The organism is Leptospira harrisiae, assembly GCF_002811945.1.
In the GTDB taxonomy this organism is placed as follows: domain Bacteria; phylum Spirochaetota; class Leptospiria; order Leptospirales; family Leptospiraceae; genus Leptospira_A; species Leptospira_A harrisiae.
Genome location: NZ_NPDX01000002.1, coordinates 214849 through 239631, shown reverse-complemented (window position 1 = coordinate 239631; position 24783 = coordinate 214849). Strand labels below are relative to the sequence as shown.

At 37.8% G+C, this 24783-nt stretch carries 21 protein-coding genes and 2 pseudogenes; 11 read left to right on the top strand and 12 right to left on the bottom strand.

Translation table 11 applies throughout. The features are described from left to right. Nucleotides 1-204: 204 nt before the first annotated feature. From CH364_RS18935 to trxA, 7 genes and pseudogenes are all read right to left on the bottom strand, one after another. Nucleotides 205-1791 (bottom strand): annotated as a pseudogene (locus tag CH364_RS18935) (efflux RND transporter permease subunit); the annotation flags it as partial. A gap of 104 nt (nt 1792-1895) precedes the next feature. Continuing rightward, a pseudogene (locus CH364_RS18930) lies at nt 1896-3453 on the bottom strand (efflux RND transporter permease subunit); the annotation flags it as partial. 424 nt (nt 3454-3877) lie between these two features. Then, nucleotides 3878-4870 carry a GDSL-type esterase/lipase family protein gene (locus tag CH364_RS10945; protein ID WP_244280411.1) on the bottom strand — a complete coding sequence of 331 codons (993 nt, stop codon included), beginning with the start codon at nt 4868-4870 and terminating at the stop codon, nt 3878-3880. 32 nt (nt 4871-4902) lie between these two features. Continuing rightward, nucleotides 4903-5790 carry a VanW family protein gene (locus CH364_RS10940; RefSeq protein WP_100743935.1) on the bottom strand — a complete coding sequence of 296 codons (888 nt, stop codon included), beginning with the start codon at nt 5788-5790 and terminating at the stop codon, nt 4903-4905. After that, nucleotides 5780-7102 (bottom strand): hypothetical protein, encoded by a 1323-nt coding sequence (locus CH364_RS10935; protein WP_100743934.1) that lies wholly within the window; start codon nt 7100-7102, stop codon nt 5780-5782. Before CH364_RS10935 ends, CH364_RS10940 begins: the two co-directional genes overlap by 11 nt. A 6-nt stretch (nt 7103-7108) precedes the next feature. Next, the gene (locus tag CH364_RS10930; RefSeq protein ID WP_100743933.1) at nt 7109-8401 is read right to left on the bottom strand and encodes a discoidin domain-containing protein; all 1293 of its coding nucleotides are present in this window, start codon (nt 8399-8401) and stop codon (nt 7109-7111) included. A gap of 70 nt (nt 8402-8471) precedes the next feature. Then, nucleotides 8472-8786 carry a thioredoxin gene (trxA, locus tag CH364_RS10925; protein WP_100743932.1) on the bottom strand — a complete coding sequence of 105 codons (315 nt, stop codon included), beginning with the start codon at nt 8784-8786 and terminating at the stop codon, nt 8472-8474. A 121-nt stretch (nt 8787-8907) separates the two neighbouring features. Between trxA and CH364_RS10920 the strand changes: the two genes are divergently transcribed. After that, nucleotides 8908-9474 (top strand): Crp/Fnr family transcriptional regulator, encoded by a 567-nt coding sequence (locus CH364_RS10920; protein ID WP_100743931.1) that lies wholly within the window; start codon nt 8908-8910, stop codon nt 9472-9474. Here CH364_RS10920 and CH364_RS10915 read toward each other — a convergent pair. Both CH364_RS10915 and CH364_RS10910 read right to left on the bottom strand, forming a co-directional pair. Further along, complete coding sequence (locus tag CH364_RS10915; protein WP_100743930.1) at nt 9443-10357, bottom strand: type 1 glutamine amidotransferase domain-containing protein; 915 nt, start codon at nt 10355-10357, stop codon at nt 9443-9445. The genes CH364_RS10920 and CH364_RS10915 overlap by 32 nt on opposite strands. Nucleotides 10358-10544: 187 nt before the next feature. Further along, nucleotides 10545-11576, bottom strand: a complete 1032-nt coding sequence (locus CH364_RS10910; RefSeq protein ID WP_100744736.1) for an MBL fold metallo-hydrolase — start codon at nt 11574-11576, stop codon at nt 10545-10547. A 269-nt stretch (nt 11577-11845) separates the two neighbouring features. On the opposite strand from CH364_RS10910, the gene CH364_RS10905 reads away from it, so the two are divergent. Continuing rightward, the gene (locus CH364_RS10905; protein WP_100743929.1) at nt 11846-12898 is read left to right on the top strand and encodes an SDR family oxidoreductase; all 1053 of its coding nucleotides are present in this window, start codon (nt 11846-11848) and stop codon (nt 12896-12898) included. A 191-nt stretch (nt 12899-13089) separates the two neighbouring features. Further along, nucleotides 13090-13689, top strand: a complete 600-nt coding sequence (locus tag CH364_RS10900) for a DUF4269 domain-containing protein (RefSeq protein ID WP_100743928.1) — start codon at nt 13090-13092, stop codon at nt 13687-13689. Here CH364_RS10900 and CH364_RS10895 read toward each other — a convergent pair. Next, nucleotides 13671-14276: an alpha-ketoglutarate-dependent dioxygenase AlkB family protein gene (locus tag CH364_RS10895; protein ID WP_100743927.1), complete on the bottom strand. Its 606-nt coding sequence runs from the start codon at nt 14274-14276 to the stop codon at nt 13671-13673. The genes CH364_RS10900 and CH364_RS10895 overlap by 19 nt on opposite strands. A 148-nt stretch (nt 14277-14424) precedes the next feature. Here CH364_RS10895 and CH364_RS10890 point away from each other — a divergent pair, with 148 nt between their 5' ends. The 3 genes from CH364_RS10890 (at nt 14425) to CH364_RS10880 (ending at nt 16452) form a co-directional block, all read left to right on the top strand. Further along, entirely contained in the window at nt 14425-14661 is a 237-nt protein-coding gene (locus CH364_RS10890) for a hypothetical protein (protein ID WP_100744735.1), read from the top strand. Beyond that, entirely contained in the window at nt 14661-15803 is a 1143-nt protein-coding gene (locus tag CH364_RS10885) for a suppressor of fused domain protein (protein ID WP_100743926.1), read from the top strand. The genes CH364_RS10890 and CH364_RS10885 overlap by 1 nt, the downstream gene beginning before the upstream one ends. A 67-nt stretch (nt 15804-15870) precedes the next feature. Further along, nucleotides 15871-16452, top strand: a complete 582-nt coding sequence (locus CH364_RS10880; RefSeq protein WP_100734930.1) for a hypothetical protein — start codon at nt 15871-15873, stop codon at nt 16450-16452. A 334-nt stretch (nt 16453-16786) separates the two neighbouring features. Here CH364_RS10880 and CH364_RS10875 read toward each other — a convergent pair whose 3' ends face one another. Then, complete coding sequence (locus CH364_RS10875) at nt 16787-17806, bottom strand: synaptic vesicle VAT-1 family membrane protein (protein WP_100743925.1); 1020 nt, start codon at nt 17804-17806, stop codon at nt 16787-16789. Nucleotides 17807-17853: 47 nt separating this feature from the next. On the opposite strand from CH364_RS10875, the gene gcvT reads away from it, so the two are divergent. The 4 genes from gcvT to CH364_RS10855 are packed head-to-tail and all read left to right on the top strand — an operon-like array spanning nt 17854 to nt 22704. Continuing rightward, nucleotides 17854-18996 (top strand): glycine cleavage system aminomethyltransferase GcvT, encoded by a 1143-nt coding sequence (gene gcvT / locus CH364_RS10870; RefSeq protein WP_100743924.1) that lies wholly within the window; start codon nt 17854-17856, stop codon nt 18994-18996. A gap of 28 nt (nt 18997-19024) precedes the next feature. Then, the gene (gcvH, locus tag CH364_RS10865) at nt 19025-19417 is read left to right on the top strand and encodes a glycine cleavage system protein GcvH (RefSeq protein WP_100743923.1); all 393 of its coding nucleotides are present in this window, start codon (nt 19025-19027) and stop codon (nt 19415-19417) included. Between the two features lie 15 nt (nt 19418-19432). Continuing rightward, nucleotides 19433-22345: an aminomethyl-transferring glycine dehydrogenase gene (gcvP, locus tag CH364_RS10860; RefSeq protein ID WP_100743922.1), complete on the top strand. Its 2913-nt coding sequence runs from the start codon at nt 19433-19435 to the stop codon at nt 22343-22345. A 23-nt stretch (nt 22346-22368) separates the two neighbouring features. Further along, nucleotides 22369-22704, top strand: coding sequence for a (2Fe-2S) ferredoxin domain-containing protein (locus CH364_RS10855; protein ID WP_100743921.1), 336 nt, complete (start codon nt 22369-22371; stop codon nt 22702-22704). 76 nt (nt 22705-22780) lie between these two features. Here CH364_RS10855 and CH364_RS10850 read toward each other — a convergent pair whose 3' ends face one another. Then, nucleotides 22781-23422, bottom strand: coding sequence for a hypothetical protein (locus CH364_RS10850; protein WP_244280410.1), 642 nt, complete (start codon nt 23420-23422; stop codon nt 22781-22783). A 559-nt stretch (nt 23423-23981) separates the two neighbouring features. On the opposite strand from CH364_RS10850, the gene CH364_RS10845 reads away from it, so the two are divergent. Further along, on the top strand, nt 23982-24761 hold the full coding sequence (locus CH364_RS10845; protein ID WP_100744734.1) for a cytochrome c: 780 nt from the start codon (nt 23982-23984) through the stop codon (nt 24759-24761). Nucleotides 24762-24783 lie beyond the last annotated feature (22 nt).

Here is a 24783-nt window from a genome sequence, read left to right as displayed (position 1 = left end):
AATCTTCAAGATTTTTTATTGGAAATTCAGGTTATAATTTATTTATACTTGCACCCCGGACAGAAGGAGCGCCCTCGTCGACTGATGGCCGGAGATGGTGCCCAAGAGTTTCACAATGATTTTGTAGATGATGGTCTGAATACAAAAAACCCCACATAACGTGGGGTCGTTGAAAAGAATTTTCTAAATGAAATTTCTACGATTCTATTTTGCGTCTGGGTTTGGTGAATGCCTTCTGATGAAATTGTTTAATCTTTCAATATAAGAGAAGGCAGCGGGAACCACAACCAGAGTGAGTAGTGTTGATGAAATCACACCACCGATAAGCGCCCAACCCATACTCGTTCTTTGTTTTGATGCTTCGTTCAAACCAATGGCAATTGGTAAAAATCCGGCAACTAACGCAAATGAGGTCATAAGGATTGGACGAAGTCTTTCCCGGCCCGCTTCAATGATCGCTTCTTTCATTTCCGTTCCTTGATGGATCAACTGGTTTGTAAAGTCCACAAGTAGAATTGAGTTTTTGGTAGCGACACCGATGAGCATAATCAACGCAATCATGGAAAAGAGATTCATCGACTCGTTGGCGAGGAAAAGTGCAATGAAGGCACCACATAAAGCCAATGGCAACACTAACATAATGGCAATCGGAGTGATGAAACTTTCATAGAGAGATGCAAGTACAATATAGATGAATAGGATTCCAAGACCCATTGCAATCGCCATCGAAGAACCTAACTCTTTGAAGTTTTCCGCTTGTCCCAGGTAATTGATTCTTACGGAAGATGGAAGAGGAAGTTCTGTTTCAGTGATTTTGGTTATCTCTTCAATCGCACCACCCATCCCTGGACCATCCGGAGCCATATCCGCATAAATTTCTAACGATTGGTTTCTGTTCAACCGGTTGATGGTTGCAAGTCCCGTTGTTTCTTCGGAAGTAGCAACGTTTTTAATCGGGATCATGATGTTGTTGAAGTTCGGAACATAGGATTGGTAAAAACTTTCTTTTAAGTTTCTTTGGCCTTCTTTCAATCGAACTCTGATATCATATTCCACACCATTTTGTCTGTAAACAGCTGGTGTTGTTCCTTCAATCAAAGTTCTAAGTTCCATACCTATGGCAGAACCTGAAACACCTAACATGACTTCTCTGGCACGATCAGGAATCACTCGAAATTCAGGAGAACCTGCTCGGTAACTTGTATCTACGTCGAGTAAAGCTTTTGATTTTCTCAATCTTTCTAAAAGTTTTAAACCGTATTCTTGTACTTCCTCACCTTTTTGTCCGCTCACAACAAGTACGAAAGGTCTTTGTCCTCCACCGACGTTATCAATATCTTTTACGATAGGAGTTGCATAACGGTGAGTGGTTGCCAGTTCCTTTCTTAAAATGTCTTTGAATTGGCTAGTGTTGACCTTTCTTTGTTTCGAAGGAACCATTTCCACAAACATAGAAGTGGTTCGGTTCGTGTTGAACATGGCTACTTGTTTTGTTTCTTTGTGTGCTGAAATGCTTTCATACACTTCTTTTGCAACCGTAGCCATCTTATCAACAGATGTACCAGGTGGCATATCCAAAGTTACCTGGAACTTACCTTGGTCCTGTGCTGGTAAAAAAGTTTTTGTAACATACTTAGTAAGATAAATACTAAATACGAATAAAAAGATCGCCCCAGAAATAATCAAAATTGGAAAACGTAGAGTAAATTTTAAAATTTTTGCATAAAGGTTTTCTAGTTTTGTTTGGAATTTGTTGAATACGACCAGCACTTTATCTAATCCAAAGCTCAATACATTGAGAAGGATGCGAACAGGAGTAAAAATCAGAAACAAAATTTGAACAACTTTCCCTCGTTCGGCGGGGGCTCCACTATGAATCAGTTCTTCCTCTCTAGATTTTTTCTTCGATTTGGAAGCAGTTGGTTCACCATGAGAATTTCCTCCGCCGTGGCCACCACCATGAGAAGCAACAGCTCCACCAAAATAAGCAGATAACATTGGCGCAATGGTAAGGGCATCATAAAGGGAGATGAGTAAGGCAAAACAAATGGTAAGCCCAAATTCTCGTAGGAACTGACCAACAACCCCACTAATAAACGCAATCGGCATAAACACGGCAATGACAGCCATCGTCGTTGCAATGACGGCAAGAGTTACTTCTTTGGTTCCGTCAATGGAAGCCTGTCTTGCGGTTTTTCCCATCTCTCTATGCCGGAAAATATTTTCCCGAACCACAATCGCATCATCGATGAGAAGTCCAACCGCCAAACTGAGTGCGAGCAGTGTCATTACGTTGACTGTAAAACCAGCAATCGCCATCAAAATAAAGGCACCAAGTAGTGAGTTTGGCAGTGCAAGCCCTGTGATCAGAGTGGAACGAACACTACCCAGAAATAACAAAACTACGATGATGGTGAGTGCAATCCCAATAAAAATTGTTTCATTTACATCATAGATATTGTCTTCGATGGCAGTGGAGTTGTCGTTTGCGATCGCAAGAAAAAGAGAACCATCTCTTCTTGATAAGTCCTTATTGATATCAGCTGCTCTTTTTTTAATCGCCTTGGCAACAGCAACCGTGTTTGCTCCTGATTGTTTATATACAAGAAGAAAGACCGCCTTTTTTCCGTTAAAGTAAGCCCTGGAAGCTTCGTCTTCCATCGTATCTTTTACTTCACCCAACTGACCTATCTTAATTGGAACTTCATTCCCAAAAAGAGAAAGAGGAGTGTCTCGAATTTCATCAGGGGATTTGAACTCATTGATGGTTCTATATACTAATTCGTTGTCCGAGCGGCTTACTTTTCCTGCTGGGATGTTGGTTCCACCAGAAGCCAAACGATTGGAAACCATAGAAGCAGAAATCATATGGGACTTTAATTTATCCCGATCCAACTCAACATGAATTTCTCTTTTTCGTCCACCATAGATGGTGATGTTTCCCACGTCTTGTGTTGTGAGTAATATCTGTTTAATCTCTTCGTTGGCAATATCGTAAATTTGTGCTTCAGGAAGATCCGCTCTTAATGCTAAGATGATAATTGGTTGGTCGGCAGGGTCAATCCTTCTGATGATAGGTTCTTTTGCATCATCGGGTAACTTCGGTTTGACCGCAGAAATTTTGTCGCGAACTTGTTGTTCTGCGTATTTCACATCTGTTTCCATTGTGAATTCAACTACGACAGTCCCCAAACTTTCGTTACAGATTGATTTGATTCGTTTCACCCCAGAGATCGTAGACAATTCGTCTTCGACTGGTTTCGCAATCAATGTTTCAATTTCGTTTGGTGCGGCTCCAGGATAAGGAACAGTGACAGTCACCACTGGAATTGTAATATTGGGGAATAAGTCGACTCCCAATTTGTTTAAGGACAGATAACCTGTAATCAAAATCAAAACAATTGTACAGGTAATAAAAATGGGTCGTTTTATCGAAAGCTCAGCAAAGCTCATCTTATTCTCCAGAGGTCTAAAAACATAATTTTCACCAGTCCTCGGCAAGGCAAATAAAAATAAACGCTGACCAGATGGTCAACTTTAAACATCAAACAGGCTGGTTCTTTTATGAGACTGATTGTACTGTCTCGTTGGTACATAAATTTAGTAGAAGTTCTTGGGTTTGGTTCTGAAAAAAACTTTTTTTGACATAACTCGAACAGGAAATTCGGGTTTGTAGTGATTTTTCAATTGAATGAGTTTCTAAATTGTAAGGGAGAAAGTGTCGTTTTTAATAGATCGCCCAAATCATTAGGAATGCCAATTCGGTGTCTTTAATTTGTCGAATCTAATGAATAGGTCGAGTGAGAAGAAATCCAGCAGTCCTTCAATTAGCGTACGTTAACTGAAGGACATTTTGACTGAGTTTTTGATTAATATATTATTTGAATTCAAACTTTCCGTTTAAGACTTTATCTAACTCTTCGTCCGTAGGTTGCATCTTTTTAATATCCTGCTCGGAAGGAAGAATTTTTGCTTTTATGTTATCTGTTTCGATTCCGCTACAAGGATCACTTGGATTGGTTTTTTGACTTTTGATTGCATTAATCCAAGTACAAGAGATTTTCATATACCCTAAAGGGCTTGGATGAACATCGTCAAAATAATCTTCTGGAAGATTTAGGATAGGGTGCATATCAACCAAGGTAATTCTTGATCTAAGAGCTGGTATTGTATTGATCCAATATGTATCAATTAGCTGATTATAATCTCTGATATTCTTACTTAGAGTTTCATAATTCGGCAATTTAGTAGCAGCAGTCGGTGAAATTCGAATTATTTTTGCGAGAAAGATTTGAGTTCTCGAATTGTTTGCAAGTAGAGCATTAACAACTTTAAATAGATCGATAATCGCATTATTCGGAGATTTTCCTTGGATTAAATCGTTTGTACCGGCATGAACGAGAGTAATGTCAGCAAAACTCGGATAATTAGCTATTTGAAGCAGCTGATCATTTCTCCATCCAGGATAACCATCGTGAGTTTGTGTATTTGTAATCCATTGTTGAATATTAGAACCTCCACTTTGATATCCTTCTGTTGCAAATGTTAATGCTTTGTTTGTAATTGCAAATTCAGTCATCCAAACTCGGTAACCTCCGACAGCCTGGTTTGGTGGCATACAAATAAATTGTCCGATTGGATAAACGGGACAGAATCCCCAGTCTGTAAAACCAAATCCATAAGTAATAGAATCTCCGAAAGGTCGAATCAGAACGGGTTTGCTTAAGTCAAAAGATTTATCTTTCGCCTGAGTTTCAAAGGTAAATGGAAATAGTAATGCAGTAAGTACGATTACCAACTTACTTGATAGAAAAATTTTCTTTAGGTTCATTTTGTCCTTCCTTTTGTTCTTATTATCAAATTGAAACATTTCGTAAAACTATTGACCAATGGCTTGAAGTCTCATTCGGGAGCAGAAGAACTAGAATTTGATTCTTTGGATTCCAAAAGTGGTTCATACATCATCCAAGCAGTATTTTCTGTTACCAATTCATCTTTCAAAATCTCCTTTCTGTCCTTAGAAATTTTTTTTCTGCGAATGGTATTCCTTCTGGTATAACCTCCCCAAGGTTCTGCATGAAAACCATGATACGATTCGTAGACTTGGTAAAAAAAAGGGACTTCTAGATCAGTCAGCCATTCCCCTTTTAAAAAATCATCCTCGACCCAAAGATGTAAAACAAATGGTTGTTTGGTTGTATTTTTAATTTGTAAGTCAATATAATTATACGACAAAGTGGCACCTGAGCCAAAAGGAAGTGTTCTTTCCGAATCAGGAAAAATATCAAAACTATGGCGCCATCTCTCTTTCACTTCGAGCGGACTATGTAAAGTCATCCAATAAATCAAATTCGCCATTTGACAAAGTCCGCCACCGGTACGTTCAATAAAACTTCCATTCCTAAGTTGCATTCCTGGCAGATACCCTTTTCTTTTCGTTGGTTTCCCAACCAAATACCAAAAAGAAAAAACTTGATTGGGATTTAATACTAATCCATCTAACTTAGAGATGGCGATGTTTAGATTTACCCTTTTGTTTTCTTGCAGATACATGGGAACGTCTTTTAGTTTGCGATAAATGGGAGACGAGTGTTGAAAAATTGAGATAGGAAATGTTTTTTTGATTTCTGTCGGAAGAACTCTTTTGGTAGCAAATGATTTTTGTTCCAAAATCCAAACAACATACCGCTTCCACTGGAAGTAAATTTTTCCTAAAAACAAACGCAAAAAACTACGATGTACTTTTTCGTTCATTCCATGGATAGGTTTTCTTTTGAAATTAAATCCCATTCGTATGTTTTCTCTTAATAAAATTAGGACGTTCTTTATAAGGATTTTTCCAAGACTTTGCTATCATTAAAAGTTTTGAATTTCTTTTTTCCAACCACAAACGGTATCTTTTCCAATCCTCTTCTAGAACCAGTTGATACTCACCTAACGGTTGGATGAACGAAAAAATAGGTTTTTTATTTTCATCTTTGCTTGTTATCAAATTCTCATACCGAATTCCATAGACAGCACGATAAATTTCTGTACCTTTTGGTAATTCAGAAATGGCTTTCGTATCTGGTTCGAAAGAAAGACAGTCTTTGCGAAATTGGAAATGATAGTATTCGCAAAAACCATGGTGGGCGACAAGCAAACCATTGTTTGGTACTGATGCCATTGATTCACCAGGAATCCACATTTGTTCATAAGAATAACGAAATTGGTTAGGGTTCGTAAACATAGAAAAAATCCAAAGCCCAGTACTAACAGTCCGAACCAAAATTTGAAATGGATTCCACTGAATAAAAACTTGAGAGAGGAGGATTAAACTCAATAGAATCCGGTATTGTATGTCAGCAAAATGAAAGATTGGCAATAATAATAAAAACCCAAAAAAAGCCAAGGCTCTACGGATTCTATTGAACTTTAAATCAGAAGATCCAAAAACTAAAAATGCCCAGTCCCAAAGGATTCCTAATCCAGCTAACGCAAAAGCTGCGGATAGAGGAAAATTTTCTTTATCAGTATAAAACCTTCCATTCGGATCTTCGGGGAATAAAAAGGGAAAGAGGATGGTTGCAAACAAAATCCCTGGATAGAATTTTTCAGGAATCTGGTAAAGAACAAGAACACCAAAACCAAGGAGAGCCACCATAGGGTGAAGCCAAAAAGCTAATAAAAAAAAGACCGCAGATGCAATCCATCGCAGTCGGAATCGAAGTAGTGAAGTAGAAAAAAAAGAAGCGGATGATGATGATATTGTTGGAATGGGAAAAGAGAATCCAACACTAAGAATTAAAAATCCCAATGCCCAACTTTGTTTGGGATATAAAAATCCCAAAACAAAAACCAAAATACTAGGTATTCCCAAAGAAAGGACTCTAAATCCTTTTTGTGTATCCATTGTTATGAACCGAGCCAAAAACAATGAAAATGCAAGCCAAACGGTCGTTAGTATCTGAAAAACAATTAAAGTTTCGTCACTGACTCCAAAAATCTGAAACAAAAAAGCAACAATATGAAAAACAGGTGAATGGTCAGGTGAATGCAATTTCCCCGATTCTAAGAGGGAAATTGCTTGGACACCATACCAATAAATATCCTTACCAAACAAAAGAATTTAGTTTTTGATTTGGACTTTTTTGCCAATCATCTGCAATCCATTAGCAGACTTTTTAACAATGAGTGTATCACCAAAGATAACTGTCGATTTTTCTTCCGTGGTTTCTGCATAAGGGCTATTCGTATCCAAACTTTGTGTCACAACCTTATGATCCCTTCCAAATATTTTGATTTTAGCTTCCGAAGCATTCGCATCAAGTAATACCCAATTTCCGTCTAATACTCGTTTTTCGGATACATCATCTTTCCAAATTACAAAAGAACCGTTGGAACGAAATACGTAATCCAATCGACCTTCCGATACATCCCCAAAAACTGCTTTGTTTACGAAACCTGAAAGAATTGTATTTTTTGTTTTTGAAAGAACAGACTTTTTGAATTCATCTGCATTTTTATCGACTACGGTAAAACGTTTTCCCTTTTCACCGAGTAAAATTATTTCTGCAATGACTGTGTCTTTCCAGGTTTTTCCTGGGCGAACCTTTTGAATTTCAAACTTAAACTTTTTACCCGAGAGAGTTTTTGGAAAAAAAATTCTCTGTCCACCTTGTTTGTCCGCTACTTTGATTGTAAAAGAATCCGAATCATTTGATATGAGTAACTCTGTCACTGATCCATTTTTAAAAAATAATGCATCCAATCTTTGGTAACCATTAAAAATCTCAATTCCAGATAAATCGATTTCATCTTCTAATTCAATTTCAAAAGATTCACCTACTCCATCCGTGGGAGCTCCCTCTACCCAGGCAAAATCGATACTACCATCGAACATGCCGTAGGCGGGATAACTTGGAAGTGTGCTACTTGCTGTTACTTCTCCTGTGATTGGTTCAGGATACACTACATCCAACTTTTTTCCATTTTGGAAAAATGAAACTGTTTGGATTCCATTCCCAGATTCAGGTAATAAATAAATTACACGTACTCCATTGGATCGGATTTTTTGGGGAGTTTCTTTTGAGCAGTCAAAATTTGTCGCATAACTACCGTCCTTATAAAAAGCAACAAAGCCTTTTTTATCTTTGCATTCGATTAAGATTTCATTAAAAAATGAGCGTCCATCTGTTTTACCTGCCTGGTTCCATTTGGCTCCATTTGAGAAAAAAATCGTAATTCCATCTAAACTCGATTCGGGTTTCCAGTATTTGCCGGAAATGAATACATTGATAGGACTTGTGCCATCAGCTGATGATGCAGCTTGAATTCGTTCAATGACAATGGAATTTTCAATAGGACTATTCTTACAAAATAGGACAAGGAAAGCCAAAAGTGTTAGGATTATTTTTTTCAAAGGTTGTACCTCGGCAGAAACAAAGAATCCAATACACTTTCGCTAGATACAAGCAAAAAATTGACCGATCTTAAATCATTCCGCCAAATACTTTTTTGATTTCTTCACTTCGCATAGCACCCGAAATACGATGAATCTCTTTTCCATTTTTGAACAAAATCATTGTAGGGATTCCTGTGATGCCATATCTTCCCGCAATCTCTTGTTTTTCGTCAGTGTTGACTTTGATTACCGAAACTTTCCCCTTCCAGTCTTTTGCCAATTTTTCTAGTTCCGGAGCCACCATCTGACAAGGACCGCACCAAGGAGCCCAAAAATCCACAAGTATCGGTTTCTCATGCGTTTGTATCAACTCTTCAAAACTTTTAGGTAATTTTTCCGACATAAAATTAACTCCTATAGATTAGACACATATACCCTGCTGGGTATATGGAAAATTTCAAAGAACCACCGAAAAGAATCGGTAGACAGGCTCTTAAATTCTATAATCTTAAAACTCATATCAAATGAAAGTTTTGTTACCCAAAGTATTTGGTTCCGCAGAAATCCGTGAGTTTTTTATGACTCACGGCAAACCAATCAAACTTAAGAAAAAAGAAGTTTTTGCCAAAAAGGGAATTCTTTCATATAGCGTTGGTTTGGTTGTTTCAGGCGGGTTTAAACTCATTTATAAACATGGGAAAAAGGAATGGATCAAATCCTTTATTTTTGAGGATGGACTTTTGGGAAGTATACCAAGTATCTTTGAAAACCAACCCATTCCTTATTCTATCATTGCAATAGAACCAAGTCAAGTGATTGTATTAATGGCAAACGAATTCAAATCAAAAATGGAAAAAGAAAATGGATATCAAAATTTTCTCATTCAATTTCTTTCCCATTTGTATTTAAAAAAAGAAGAACGGGTCGCAGATTTTTTACTCCTGGAACCGGAAAAAAGATATAAAAAGTTCATTCAGGAATATTCCGATGTTTTAAATCGTATTTCCCAAATAGACCAAGCTGCCTATTTAGGAATCACAAACGTGGCACTCAGTCGAATCAAAAAGAGGTTTTTTTTAGAGAATCCTTAAGTGCATCTAAATATAGTTTGGTGAACTCTTCTCCAGAAAATGGATTTTGTGAAGTGACTAAGTTTCTATCTCTTATGGCAAATCCACTGGCTGGAAAAATAGAAGATTCATACAACATTCCACGTTCCCTTAGTAGCTCAGAAATTTTTCGAACTTTAGGTTTTCCATTCATCACGAAGGTTTCGATAAACCATTCTTCTATTTTAGTAACAGAGTTCACACGATAACCCTGGAACAAAAATCCTTCTCCCTTAAAACGGGAAGGAAGTGTGAGTAACAAAGCCGGTGCATGGCAAACCAAACCGATTGTTTTTTGTTGTTCTTGAAATTTTAAAAGTAAAATAGTAAGATTTGGATCATACAACAAGTCAGTCATCAGCCCTTGTCCACCAGGAATGAGTAAACCCATATAACTTTGATTATTTTTAATGGCCAATTCGAGTGAGATTGGTTTTTGAAACGAAGGGAGTGAAGATAAAAAACGAATGGCTTCTTCTTTTTCTTCTTTCGAATTCCAATATTTATCTTTTAAACTTTCTGGATCCAGTGTGACTTTTTTGCCATTGGGAGTGGCAAACTCTAATGCAAAACCTGATTGATACAGACGAATGGCAGGATGGAAAAGTTCGTTTAAAAAAACTCCCGTAGGATGGTTTTGATTTTCATCTAACAAAATTATATCGGCAGCACTCATAACGATTAAAACTTTTGGTTTCGGTTCTGAGTTTGCAAAGATGGATGATTGGTAAAATACGATTGAAATGATCACAGCCATTAACAGCGTGATCATTCTAAAAAATTTTGAACGGCCGGGTTGGTATCGTTTTAAAATTTGGCAAGGGGAAAGAACAAAATGATTTTGGTTCCAAGTTGAATTCGACATGGTGATGGCTCGCGTAATTTAGATTGAATGTGTCCATTTCCAAAATGATAGGGACACTTCTAATCTAATAGAGTTCAGGAATCCTTAACTAATTTTTAACTTAAGTTAAAAATTCTAAAAATGTAAACCAATACAACTCTAGAACAAAAAATGCGATGTAAAGGATGCCTATAGATTTCAAGTATCTCTAAAACAAATCAATGGATTCAAAACCTTGTAATAACTTGATTTCAATTTTCTGTCCTTCCGATCTTTTTAAAATGGATTTCATGTTGGCATCAAAATCATCTCCCAATTGAAGATTGGGTTCCAGTGGTTCCGAAAGTGGTTTAAAAAAATTATCCCAGTGAATCGGAATTAATAATTTGGGTTTTAAAGTCTGTACGGTTTGTTTGTAATACTCATCTTGAAAGGAGATTGGCTGTAGAGAAATTTGTGCAATTCCTAAAAACAAAACATCCGCATTGAGTTTATCCAAAGCTCCTTCTACAAAGTTTGTACTACTTTTGATTAAAATTTTATTTTTTCCATGTTGGATGAAAAAATCAAAAGTCCCACCTTCGATAAAATCCATAACTTTTACAGGTTGTACGAGGGGAGAATCTATATTCGGATGATTTGGATCCGTTGCATTTGTTTTTCCAAGGATATGGAAAGCGGGGGTATGTTTGGATTCCAAAACTGTGATTTTAAACTTTCCAATGGAGATAGGTTTTCCAGGTTCAAATTTTTGCATTTGATCTATGGTAAGCCCAGCGCCCGTTCCTACATTGAGAGTAGAAGAAGAACCATATAATATCGCCTTCGTTTGTTTGGCGACAAATGGTGCATCCATAACATGATCATAATGAGAATGGCAAACAAAAATTGCCTTTAGGCGTTTGATTTTTGCTCTTTCAATAACTGACAATACAGTCTTTGGTTCTGATTCAATTTTGGAAAATGCTGTTTTCCATATAGATGGTCTTGAGAAAAATCCATCAGTTAAAATTTGAGTTTCTCCATCATCTAACAGGATAGAGGAGGTACCCAAAAACGTAGCTCTGACTTTTCCTTTTGATATGGGATTTGTTTGATTATCGTGAGGAAAGTAGGATTCGTAATTGGTTAGATTCCCGGAAGGGCGAAGAACACAATGAGAACAAAAAATCAGGAGTAAGAGAAGGATTCCAATTTTAGAAATTTTTCGAAGTTGAAATGGATTCGATTTTTGCGTCATTACCGTCAAAAATCAAAAAAACAAGTGGCGATGGCAAACCTTTTCTAGTTTGATAAAAGGTTGGATGCCAAGCGAGAGGGATTTGCAGGACTTGGTCTCTGGTGGGCACAAAGTGCACAACCAGAGACGGGAGCGAACGCGGACTCCGAAAAAGCCCGGGCCCTCTTGGGCCTCGCCCAGGCAAAAACAAACAAATCATTGTTTTGTTAGGAAAAGTTTATTTAGGATTTATATATATCTTTTAAAAAACTCAGAGTCTAAAGTTCAATATGAAATCGATCAATCCAGAATCACCAGTTGTTGTTACAGGAGGATCGGGATATATTGCGTCCTGGATCGTCAAATATTTGTTAGAAGATGGTAGAACAGTAAGAGCTACCGTTCGTAGCTTAAAAGATAATTCCAAAATTCAACATTTGTTAGATTTAAAAGAAAAGTTTAAAGATAAACTTAGTTTATTTGAAGCAGATCTAATGTTAGATGGAAGTTTTGATAAGGCAATTGAAGGTGTCGAACTTGTGATCCATACAGCGTCTCCGTTTTTTGTGGCTGGGGTCAAAGATCCAAAAAAACAATTGATAGACCCAGCATTACAAGGAACCAAAAATGTTCTTGAATCTTGCAATCGTATTTCTACTGTTAAGCGAGTTGTCCTAACATCCAGTGTTGCAGCAATTCATGGCGATAATATAGACTCGTTACAAGTTCCAAACCAAACGTTTACGGAAGAACATTGGAATATTACAAGTAATCTTACACACCAACCTTATGCTTATTCCAAAACTTTGGCTGAAAAAGAAGCTTGGGAAATTCAAAAGAGGCAATCTCGTTGGGATTTAGTTGTGATCAATCCATCTTTTGTAATGGGGCCTTCCGTTTCCAAACGAATGGATGGAACGAGTGTAGAGTTTATGAAAAATATGTTGAAGGGAGTTTTTCGCACTGGTGTCCCTGATACAAAAATGGGATATGTCGATGTGAGAGATGTTGCAAAGGCACATATCTTAGCAGGGTTTACTCCAAAAGCCGAAGGAAGACATATCACTTCTGCGGAAGTTATACCAATGTTAGGTGTCGCAAAAATCATTAAAGAAAAATTTGGGAACAAATATTCTGTTCCCACCGGAACTTTACCTAAGTTTCTCGTATATTTGATTGGACCATTTTTTGGATTATCTTGGGGATATACAAAAAATAACATAGGCCAACCGCTACACTTAAACAATGAGTATAGTAAAACGAATCTAGGTTTAACCTATCGACCGTTAACTGAAACTTTTATAGACCATGTAAATCAAATGGAAAGTGCAGGATTGTTATAAGATTTGTTTGTGAATCGATTGAAGATTTTGGCGAAACTGCGAAGTTTTCTTTAGAATTTTTGGCGAGATTCGATTTCCAAGAGACAAGAGTTAGATTTTATGGTAGGCGTTGGGCCGGGAATGAACCCCCACAAGCCCGCCTCCACCACCCATTCAGGGTGGGGGCCGAGACCGAGCGCACGAGACATAATATGCAATCCTTGCTTTCCCACCCGTTCCAACAAATTGAATTTTTACAATCGGGGAATCACAAACAACAGGACTTAGCAAAGGATTTAGACGAATGGAAAATTCTAAAATCCTTACATGGTTTCAAACCAACTCTTGCAGGTACGATTCCATTGGATATCGATACAGATTTTAGCGATGTCGATATCTTAGTGAAATTTAATAACCCTGCCCATTTACAAAAGATCTGTTATGCTAAGTTTCGTAACATGCCAAATTATAGTTTTTCTGAAAAAAACATTGCACTATGCGTCACATTAATTTGTCGATTTGAAACAAAGAAGTTTAGTTATGAAATCTTTGGGCAATCAGTAGAACCAACAGACCAATATGCGTGGATTCATATGATGGTGGAAAATCGATTTTTATCATTTGCAGATCCAACATTCCGAGAAGAAATCCGTAATTTAAAAAAACAAGGGATCAAAACAGAACCAGCATTTTGCAAAGTATTAGATTTAAAAGGAGATCCCTATCAAACTTTACTGCAATGGAATGAAAAATCGGAAGACCAGTTTCGAGAACTACTTGTTCAAAAAGGATTTCATATAATTCCAAATTGACGAAATGTTAAATTGATTCTTGGTCGTTTGATCTTCATCGCCTTAGGAAGGGAATGCAACCAATGCCTTTGGATGACATCTTTCATTAACAGCAAACTTCCATTTTCTAAATGTAATTCCACCTGCTCATTTGATTTTTTATGTTTGAAACGAAAGATTCGTTCTGCTCCCAAACTTACGGACGCAATGGTAGAATTGGGACGTAATGACGTTTCATCATCGCTATGCCAAGCCATCCCTTCACTTCCATCATGGTATAAATTCAAAAGACAGGAATTGAATTTTTCTTTGGAGGCAAATTCCACTTTTGTTTTTAATTCTAAAAGTGCAGGTGACCAAGGTAAGGCAGTTTTGGTCGTTCCCGAATACCGATAAGAAAATCCTTTTTCCGCATACCAAGCCACACTCCGTTTGGTGGTAATGTGTTTTCCATAGAGAATGGCCTCATCAGGTTTCCATACGATCCCGTCCATTAGGGAAAAATATATATCTTTGGCCTCTTCTGTGGGGAGAAAATTCGGGATGTACAACAAAACTCCGTCGTAAGGTAAAAGATTTTCTGATTCAGTTCTTTGAAATAAGTGCATGGATTTCGAAATGGGTTGCCTGAAAAAAGTAAGTCACTGTAATTTTTCACCGACTTGCCAAAGAAATCCAATGAAAATCGACACCGACTGTCAAAACCGTCTAAAATTTTAGTTGGTTTCCCTTGGAGACCAAAGAATCTATACTCGTATGACCCCAACACGCACGATTCAATCTTTCATCGACGCTAAAAAGGAAAACCAATCTCCTTCGGAAGAAGTCTGGAACTCACTCAAAAGTTATAGAAAGTGGAACGAACCAGAACTCATCGGTCTAAGAAATGCCTCTGGTTATTATCCTGATATTTATTTTGAAGAAGGGATGGATGAAACCATAGCCAAACTACTTGCAAAATTCAAAGAGAGAGTTGTTCCTCATAAATTTTAATGAATCCAAGCACCCCTAAAGTTTTATACCAAGAAGCAAATCCTTACGGTTCTTTTACTGCCTTTTTAGAAGATGATGGAAGAACCATTTACTTATACTTACAATCACATAACAACCCTGAGTGGCCGATGAAAACACTTTGGGTGCGTAACTTAATTGATGCACCTGATGCCCGCATAGATGAAGATTTTGATGTTGGCCTTGCGCCAGTTTTAACCAAATCAGAAATTACCGATCCCAAAGCACAAAGTTCACTCAGAGAAGATCAAATTCATTTCATTTGGTCAGAAGAAGGTGATGCAGTGGCATTGTTTGTGGAAGAAGAACTACAAGCTTACCTTCCCTCTTGGTCTGGGATCAAAGGGATTCATGGGTATGCGAAATTTGCAAAGGAAGAAGCTCCAACGGCATCCCCACTTGGTGATCCAGATAATGGAGTGATTGCCGAACGAGTGAAGACCAATCGTAAATTTTGGGAATCTGTTGCGGAAAAAGATCATTGGAAAAAAGCACAAAAGCTTAGATTGGAGTTTTTAGAATCAAAACTAGGGAAACATGAAAAGTATTGGTCTGCTGATGGAGGAAAGTATCCTTCACTCGGAATTGCTTCCTTTTTACCAAAGGAATTTCCTGGAATCAAAATCTTTTCTACCATAGGGATGAGTGTACAAAACCAACCATCCATTGAACTCTATCATAAAGATTATGAAAACTTTTCAAGAATCGAACTCGTATTTGCCATCCAACTTTTAAAAGATACAGAAGATAAATCAGAAACATGGATCCAACATGTACTGGGTGAGATGGTAAAGTTTCCTTGGAACACAGGAATTTGGTTTGGTCATTCTCATACGATCCAAAATCCTAGAAAAGATCCCGACCAACTCTATCTAGACTTCAACTGGTTCGTTCTACGTAACGTCACAGAGGAATTAGAGCAAGGTTTAAAGGAATCACTACCAAACCTTCACGGACTCATCACAGAGAATGGGAAACGCGCTAACTTTCTTATATTAACTCCCATCTCCACAGAAGAACGAATTTGTTTTATGCGAGAAGGTTCTGCAAAATTTTGGGAGACATGGAAAAAAGAAGGATATAGTTTCTTTCACGACAGCGAACGAAGGATGTTAGAATTCTAATTTTCTAGAATTTAATTTTAAAAAAATCCGATTCAAACTCTAAAATCTGACCGTTACTCTAAATGATATGGCAGAGACGTATACAAAGTACTTCAATTTAGAGTTTGAACCCTTTTCGTTAGAACGAATCCTCGAAGAAAGACAAGATTCTTCTGGTTTTTTCCTCTCTACCGTATTCCAAAAGCGGTTTTCAGAAGAAGTAAACCTCAAACGTCACGAAGATCAGAAACTTTGGATCCAAACAAAAAATCTGCGTTACGTTGTTTTAGATGGGATTCAGAAAATTTCTGATGAAAATGGAAGACTCGAACCAACCAATATCCTCTACTTACTTGTATTTTTTGATTTTAATTCTATTACAGAGTATGGTTTCGAAGATGTTTGCAACGTACTGATGAAACGATATGATCTGCCTTCTCTCATTTTAAAAATGCCTGATACAGACCATTTAGAGATCTGGGGTAAGGATCATTCGCGTAAAAGTTATAAAAACGTAGTGCATCCTAACATTGAATCACTGATGAAAGCACTCTTTGATTCGATCAATAAGAAGGATCATTTTCAGTTTATTGGAATGGAAAGAGCCAATTCAGATAAAAAATCGGGATTTTTGATGAGTCGCAGGGGTTTTACAAGGGCAATCGCCTAATTTTTCTCCTGTATTTACCTCTATAAATGAAAAAACCCGCAGGTTTTGCGGGTTCACACAATCTTACTTCGATAGTTTCGAAGGAAGAATCGAATCTAAGTTATTTCTTAGATTTTTTCTTTGCAGCTTTTTTCTTAGCGGCTTTCTTTTTTGCGGCTTTCTTTTTAGCAACCATTGTGATCGTCCTTATCTTTTGATTTCAAAACACGGCTGTCCTTGGCAAACAGAGAGTGAATTGATACGACATAATTAAATCATATCAATTTTAATGTAAAGAAATTTTATTTTTTGCATGAATTTTTATTCAAAATAAAAAAACAGACTAATACACATTCTACGGAACTTTTATAACAATCTTACCAATTGTTTGTCCTGATTGAAATGTACGGAGTGCATCGTGTATCGAATCAAACGTAAACTCATGCCCAATAGTTTGTTTTGGTAGTGATAACATCATTAAATCAGAAAAATGTTTTCGAAGTTCATCAATTTCATTCCACAACCATATTAAATTGAATCCCATCACTGATTTATTGTCTGAAATCATGGATAATGGATCAATTTTTGGTCTTGTGAGGTAAGAATATGCGATGGAAAACCAATTTCGGAATGAATGTGATGGTGTGAAGTTTGCACTTCCATAGGTAACAAGCCTTCCCATCGGTGCTAAGAGATCATAACTGTCCTGAAAATAATGACCACCTAAACATTCTAAAACTATTTTTAACGGATGTTCTGATAAAATTTTCTGCATCTCTTGTTTAAAATGAGGAGACCTAATGAGAAAATAATCATAACCTACGTCTTTTAAGATAGAAAACTTAACGGAATCACCTACAAGACCGATGGTGATTGCTTTTTTTTTCTTCGCAATCTGTCCTGCCATGATTCCCACACCACCAGCAGCACTATGAATGAGAACATGATCTCCTTCTTTCACTTGTCCCAGTGGGACAAGTGCATAGTATGCAGTGAGCGCTTGTACAACAAAAGCTGCTCCATCTTGCATCGACCAATCCTTTGGAAGAGAGAATACTGTTTTTTCTGAAATGTTAAGATGTGTTGTATAAGCACCAAAACGAGTCACACCAAACACAGAGTCGCCAACTTCAAAATTCTTCACTTTTTCGCCTATTTTTACGATTTTTCCCGCAAATTCCAAACCAGGAATGAAACTTCCTTTGGGTGTTGCTGAGTATAAACCATAAATCGAAAATACATCTGCGAAGTTAAGACCAATGGCTTTTACTTCAATAGTCACTTCATCACCTTCGGGCGGCCTGAGTAGTTCCGATTTCCTTAGTAGATGATCAATGGATCCGGTTTTTTCGATGCGATAGACTTCTCTTAACATAATATCTTAAAAAAAATTCAATTCCATAACGATGAAACCATTTTTCAATGGTTCCAGAGTCTGATCGAGAGAAAGCCGTGGAACTAAAACAAACCCCTTTACATAGTATTCATAAAGAAATGGGAGCCAAGATGGTTCCTTTTGGCGGATGGGACATGCCAGTACAATATACTGGAATCATCCAAGAACATTTAGTCACAAGATCAGCTGCGGGACTCTTTGATGTATCCCATATGGGTGAAATTTTTGTCACAGGAAACGAAACCGATGTTCTTTCTTTCCTAGAATCAGTCACTTGTAACACCATCACTGGTATGAAAGTGGGCCAAGTGCAGTACAATGCAGTGGTGAATGAAGCTGGTGGACTTGTGGATGATATCACCGTTTATAAATTCAGTGATTCAAAGTATATGATTTGTTCCAATGCATCCAATTATCCAACAGTCACAAAACATTTAGAAACATATAAGAAAGGGAACGTAAACATCGTTGATGATAGTAAAAACTGGCATCAAATTGCATTACAAGGCCCAAAAGCAGATGAAATCTTTTCTAAATATCTTGGTAAAGATTTAAGTTCTATTCTTTACTATCATTTTGAAGAAATGAATTGGAAAGGAGAAACCATCATCGTATCTCGCACAGGTTATACGGGAGAAGATGGATTTGAAATTTATACATCGAATGCACTCGGTGTCACTCTCTGGAAAGAATTATTAGAAATAGGAAAAGAGTTTGGTTTGGTTCCTGTAGGTCTTGGGGCACGCGACACACTAAGATTGGAAGCAAAGTACCCATTGTATGGTCATGAACTGAATGCAGAATGGACACCTGTAGAATCGGGAATCAACTTTATCGTGAAAGAAAAACCAGTCCCTTACTTGGGATATCAGCGCATCATTGCGGATAAAAAGAATGGTCCCAAACAGAAAGTTGTGGGAATTCGCCTTTTAGAACCCGGTGTTTTACGGGAAAATTTCCCCATTTTCTCTAGTGATGGGAAAGAAATTGGCAAATCTACCTCGGGAACCCACTCGCCGAGCAGGAAAGAATCTCTAGGACTTGCCATTCTCGACACCGAATTCGCCAAAAACCAGATGGAAGTATTTGTGGAGATTCGTGGGCAGAAGAAATTGGCAAAAGTGGAGACTGGCGCTTTCATCCAAGGCAGTGTTCGAAACAATCGCTAATCGAAAGTAAAAAAGAAGAGGAAAAATCATGGCAGATACACAAGCAAGAGACGGATATTATTATACTGAAAAACATGAATGGGTCAAAGTCGAAGGGGAAGTGGCTCTCATCGGAATCACTGACTTCGCACAAAATGCACTCGGTGACATTGTATTCATCGACCTCCCTAAACCAGGAAAACAAATCAAAGCAAAAGACAGTTTAGGTACAATTGAATCAGTCAAAGCAGCAGAAGATTTGTATTCACCAATTTCTGGCGAAGTGGCAGAAACAAATGCAAGTCTTGGTTCCAACCCAGCAGCAGTGAATGCGGAACCATTTGATACTTGGATGGTCAAATTAAAAAACATCCAAACATCTGAACTCGGAAATCTTTTATCCGCAGCACAATACAAAGAATACGTATCTAAATTAGATTAATAGGAGTTTTCTAAAGTGAGTTCCGCAAAACCTACATTACCTATCCATTCCCCTTACGAAGAAACATTAGAACCAAGTGATACCTTCCTCCGTCGCCATGTCGGTGTGACTGAAGAAACAGTTTCTTCGATGCTTAACACAATTGGTTACAAGGAATTGGATGCCCTGATTAATGATGCGGTTCCGGAAAACATTCGGTTAAGAAAAGTTCTAAACTTGCCAAATCCAATTGGGGAATTTGCTCTCCAAAGAGAACTAAAGAAAATTGTTTCTAAAAACAAAATCTACAGATCCTATTTGGGACTAGGTTATTATTCTTGTATTACACCTGCAGTGATCCAAAGAAATATTTTGGAAAATCCAGGTTGGTATACTGCGTACACTCCGTACCAAGCAGAAATTGCCCAAGGTCGTATGGAAGCTCTCATTAACTTCCAAACTATGATCACTGATTTAACAGGAATGGAAATTGCCAACGCCTCTCTTCTGGATGAAGGAACCGCAGCGGCAGAAGCGATGAATATGCTCTTCTCTTTAAAAGAGGATTCACAAGGAAAATCATTCTTTGTATCGCAATCAGTTCATCCACAAACTCTAGATGTGATCCGCACTCGTGCGATTCCACTCGGAATCAACATTGTCGTGGGATCTTTTAAAAAGATGGTTCCTTCCAATGATTTTTTTGGAGCGATTGTGCAATATCCATCTACCGATGGAACCATTTACGACTTTAGTGAATTTATAGAAAGCCTCCATAAAGTAGGAGCAAAAACAGTAGTAGCTGCAGATCTTTTAGCACTTACGATTTTAAAAGCACCGGGTGAGATGAACGCCGACGTAGTTGTGGGAACTACACAACGATTTGGATTGCCACTTGGATTTGGTGGACCACATGCCGGATACTTTGCTACCAAAGAAGAATACAAACGAAATATGCCAGGCCGTCTCATTGGAGTATCCAAAGACTCACAAGGAAAACCTGGTTACCGCCTAAGCCTCCAAACACGAGAACAACACATTCGAAGGGACAAAGCGACATCTAACATTTGTACAGCACAAGTGTTACTTGCCGTTTTATCTTCTATGTATGCAGTGTATCATGGGCCAAAAGGTTTAAAACAAATTGCATCGCGAGTACATCGTATGACTACGATTCTTGCCACTGGTCTTGAAAAACTCGGATACAAAATTATTTCCAATCCCTACTTTGATACCATTCGTGTAGAACTTTCTAAAATTTCTTCTGCAGAAATCATTCATTATGCAGAAGAAAGAGAAATCAATATCAGACAAGTTTCTGGTCATGTGATCAGTATTTCCCTAGATGAAACTACGAATCTAAAAGACATCAAAGATCTGTTAGAGATTTTTAATGAAAACAAACCTCTCCATTTTGATTTAGAAGATCTGACAACCAAAGAAGAATGGAAAATTCCAGAATTATTAGAGAGAAAATCACAATATCTGACTCATCCTGTCTTCAACAGTTTCCATACAGAAACAGAGATGTTACGATACATCCGTAGACTGGAATCCAAAGATTTATCTCTGACAACATCCATGATTGCACTTGGGTCTTGCACTATGAAACTCAATGCATCCACAGAGATGTATCCTGTCACTTGGCCAGAACTTTCTAATATCCATCCTTTTGTTCCTGAAAATCAAACGGAAGGGTATAGAACTCTTTTTAGCCAATTAGAAAAATGGCTTTGTGAAATCACCGGTTTTGCGGAGGTCTCTCTCCAACCTAACGCTGGTTCGCAAGGAGAATACGCAGGTTTACTAGCGATTCGTAATTTCCACCAAAGCCGTAATGATATGCATAGAGACATTTGTCTCATACCAATTTCTGCACACGGTACCAATCCCGCATCTGCTGTGATGGCTGGATTCAAAGTGGTTCCTGTGAATTGTGATTCTAATGGAAACATTGATGTAGATGACCTAAAGAAAAAAGCTGTTGAATACAAAAACAGTTTGGGTGCACTCATGGTAACCTATCCATCTACTCATGGAGTGTTTGAAGCCTCAATTAAAGAAATTTGCCAAACCATCCATGATAACGGTGGGCAAGTGTATATGGATGGAGCCAATATGAATGCGCAAGTTGGACTCACAAGACCTGCAGATATTGGTGCCGACGTTTGTCATTTAAACCTACATAAAACTTTTTGTATTCCGCATGGTGGCGGTGGACCTGGCGTTGGACCTATTGGCGTTGCCGAACACTTAGCACCTTTTCTTCCAGGACATAGTCTTGTGGAAAATGGATCGAATAACAGCCAGTGGGCGGTCTCTGCTGCTCCTTGGGGATCTGCATCCATCATTGTGATCTCATGGGCATACATTGCCATGTTAGGATTTGAAGGTTTACAATTTGCAACAAAGATTGCCATTCTCAATGCAAACTACATCGCTAAAAAATTAGAATCTTCCTTCCCTGTTTTATATCGTGGGAACAAAGGTCTAGTAGCACACGAATGTATTTTAGATATGCGTGGATTCAAAAAAGGAAGCAGTGTCGAAGTAGAAGATATCGCCAAACGGCTGATCGACTACGGGTTCCATTCACCCACCATGTCTTTCCCTGTTCCAGGAACTCTAATGGTAGAACCTACAGAATCGGAATCAAAAGAAGAACTTGATAGATTTATTGATTCTATGTTGGCCATTGCTGGAGAAATCAAAGACATTGAGTCAGGAGTTCTTTCCAAAGAAGACAACCCACTTAAAAATTCTCCTCACACGGCAGATATGGTCATCAGCGATTCCTGGAACCATGCTTATCCAAGAGAACGAGCCGCTTACCCATTGCCTTGGTTACGCACACGTAAATTTTGGCCAAGTGTGGGTCGCGTGGACAATGTGTACGGAGATCGTAACTTAGTTTGTTCTTGTATTCCCATGGAAGACTACGCGGTTTAGAAAATTAAGGAAAAGAAAAACCAATGTTTTATGAAAAACATGTTTTTGTCTGTGAAAACCAAAGGGCACCCGGCGAACGGGTGTCTTGTGGGAACCAAGGTTCCATAGAACTATTAAAACTCCTCAAACAAAGAGCTGCCAAAGCTGGAATTGAATACAAGTTTCGAGTTCAAAAATCTGGCTGTTTGGATCGTTGTGAACTTGGGCCCATCCAAGTTTCCTATCCAGAAGGCAAGTGGTTTGCTATGAAAACCGAAGCCGATGTAGAAACTATTTTAGAATTTTATCTGAAAACCAACCAACCTGAAAAGTACAACCATCTAATTGTTGCAGATGATGCGGTGGGAGAAGAGAAATAGAAAAAATAGATACTGGTTCATTGTCAGAGTTTCTAGACTACATTTAGAATCCAAAATATAGGTTAACCTTTCTCTGTTATGTAAAAGAGGAGAGTAACTGCTCCACCCACTTTTTATCCATTACCTTTAACCGATTCTTTTTTAAATTTTCTTTCACAATCCATTTGATATGTTTGTTATTACATTTTGCAATTTTTTCAAATGCGATTTTCCCCTCTTTGGGAATAGGCACAATCGCAACACTCCATCCATAACCGAGCGTTTTTCGTAAAGTAGTTTGGTTTTCAGAAAGTTTTCCATCAATTTGGTCGAAGGCCATTGTAAGCTCATAGAGGATTTTTATTAATTCAATATTAAAAGTTTTTTCCTTTAAAAGTTTTGGTTCACATAAAGCTGCCACAATTGTTCGTTTTTCTAAATCATTTCCATTCATCCATTTCTTAAGGTTAGTAAGTATTTCCACCTTGTTGTTTTCTGCAATTTCTTGGATACCAATGGCAACTGATTCTCTAATTCGCCAGCTACTATGAGAAACATATCTCCTTATGGTAGTTAATGTTTTTTTAATATTCTTTTTATTTAATATGCAATAACCTACAATTCCACACATGACCACGAATTCTTCTGGAGAATTACTCAAATCATCATTATAAAAAGATAAACATTCATTAACTTCACTTTCGTTTGTATTTTTTGAAAATGAATACAAAAGTTCCAAATTACCTCTTGGACCAGGTAGATGAGAATTCTTTAAGAGATATTCAATTTTTTTAGTCATATAGATTTAAAGGAAGCGAAACCGATTGATTATTTTTATCATAAGATGGCGATGACTCTTTAAATTCTAAGGCACTCAGGAAAACAAAACAAGTAAGATTATCTATTTAATTCCTAAGTTTGATTCACTCATTTAATTGTTCTAAAATTCAAACTATGCCATTGACTCTGCAGAGTCACTATTTGCAGTAATATGAACTTCCTTTGAGATTTTTTTTGTAAGTGATCGATGTGCTCGCAAAATTGACTGAGGTATGATAGAAGGTAGTCATTGGGTGGCGGGTCTAGTTCCCCACCCTACAATCGGGCGGGGATACAAATATCCAATCTGTACCCGCCCCAAAAACTCCCTCAAATCTCCCTTGACCAAAAACATCTTCTTTTGTCTCTTTGCTCCACCTATGAAAAAAATTTCGCGTATCCTTACCGTTACCTTTCTATCCTTAGCGAGCATTCTTGTAGTGTTAGTCACCACTATTTATACATTGAGTTCCGCTCGTATGAACAAAACGTACAAAGTGAATTCTGTATCTATTCCTAAATTTTCCAAACCAGTTGATATCATGGAAGGAAAACGTCTTTACCAGTCGCGAGGTTGTGGCGATTGTCACGACGCTAATGCAAGTGGCAAAACATTCATAGAAAATCCAGCAATTGGCACTTTATCTGGCTCCAACCTAACAACTGGTAAGGGAGGAATTCTTTCAGATCGAACTGACGAAGAACTTGCCATCGCTATCCGCCATGGAGTGGGAAAAAATGGAAAAGCTTTAATATTTATGCCTTCTACCGACTTCCAAGGTATGACCAACGAAGATGTCGGAAAGTTAATTGCCTTCTTACGTTCTTTACCTGGATTAGATAAAGCCCAAGGAGAAGTTAGCCCAGGACCATTAGGTAGATTTCTATTTTTAATTGGAGAAATCCCAGTTTTAGTTTCTGCAGAAATTATTAATCATGAAGCAACTCACCTAGCGAACATTACACCATCTGTATCCTTAGAATATGGAAAATATGTTGCATCAACATGCACAGGTTGCCATGGATTCAATTTAAAAGGAGGCCCGATCCAAGGTGCTCCTCCAGAATGGCCACCAGCACAAGACATCAGCAAAAAGGGATTAACGAATTATACGGAGTCAAACTTTATCCAAACCATCAGAACAGGAAAACGTCCCGATGGTTCAGAAATGAAATTTCCAATGCCTTGGAAAAGTTTAAGCCAACTGACAGACACCGAACTTAAGGCACTTTGGTTGTTTTTACAATCTATTGAATGATGTATCAAATTAATTGATACAA

What these genes read in the sequence shown, in the direction of transcription:
- CH364_RS10855 (WP_100743921.1), top strand. Translation starts at nt 22,369, where the DNA reads ATGTTTTATGAAAAACATGTTTTTGTCTGTGAAAACCAAAGGGCACCC.
- CH364_RS10875 (WP_100743925.1), bottom strand. Translation starts at nt 17,806, where the DNA reads ATGTTAAGAGAAGTCTATCGCATCGAAAAAACCGGATCCATTGATCAT.
- CH364_RS10885 (WP_100743926.1), top strand. Translation starts at nt 14,661, where the DNA reads ATGAATCCAAGCACCCCTAAAGTTTTATACCAAGAAGCAAATCCTTAC.
- CH364_RS10895 (WP_100743927.1), bottom strand. Translation starts at nt 14,276, where the DNA reads ATGCACTTATTTCAAAGAACTGAATCAGAAAATCTTTTACCTTACGAC.
- trxA (WP_100743932.1), bottom strand. Translation starts at nt 8,786, where the DNA reads ATGTCGGAAAAATTACCTAAAAGTTTTGAAGAGTTGATACAAACGCAT.
- CH364_RS10945 (WP_244280411.1), bottom strand. Translation starts at nt 4,870, where the DNA reads ATGTTTCAATTTGATAATAAGAACAAAAGGAAGGACAAAATGAACCTA.
- CH364_RS10845 (WP_100744734.1), top strand. Translation starts at nt 23,982, where the DNA reads ATGAACAAAACGTACAAAGTGAATTCTGTATCTATTCCTAAATTTTCC.
- CH364_RS10940 (WP_100743935.1), bottom strand. Translation starts at nt 5,790, where the DNA reads ATGGGATTTAATTTCAAAAGAAAACCTATCCATGGAATGAACGAAAAA.
- gcvT (WP_100743924.1), top strand. Translation starts at nt 17,854, where the DNA reads ATGGTTCCAGAGTCTGATCGAGAGAAAGCCGTGGAACTAAAACAAACC.
- gcvH (WP_100743923.1), top strand. Translation starts at nt 19,025, where the DNA reads ATGGCAGATACACAAGCAAGAGACGGATATTATTATACTGAAAAACAT.
- CH364_RS10890 (WP_100744735.1), top strand. Translation starts at nt 14,425, where the DNA reads ATGACCCCAACACGCACGATTCAATCTTTCATCGACGCTAAAAAGGAA.
- CH364_RS10905 (WP_100743929.1), top strand. Translation starts at nt 11,846, where the DNA reads ATGAAATCGATCAATCCAGAATCACCAGTTGTTGTTACAGGAGGATCG.
- CH364_RS10910 (WP_100744736.1), bottom strand. Translation starts at nt 11,576, where the DNA reads ATGACGCAAAAATCGAATCCATTTCAACTTCGAAAAATTTCTAAAATT.
- CH364_RS10880 (WP_100734930.1), top strand. Translation starts at nt 15,871, where the DNA reads ATGGCAGAGACGTATACAAAGTACTTCAATTTAGAGTTTGAACCCTTT.
- CH364_RS10900 (WP_100743928.1), top strand. Translation starts at nt 13,090, where the DNA reads ATGCAATCCTTGCTTTCCCACCCGTTCCAACAAATTGAATTTTTACAA.
- CH364_RS10915 (WP_100743930.1), bottom strand. Translation starts at nt 10,357, where the DNA reads ATGTCGAATTCAACTTGGAACCAAAATCATTTTGTTCTTTCCCCTTGC.
- CH364_RS10920 (WP_100743931.1), top strand. Translation starts at nt 8,908, where the DNA reads ATGAAAGTTTTGTTACCCAAAGTATTTGGTTCCGCAGAAATCCGTGAG.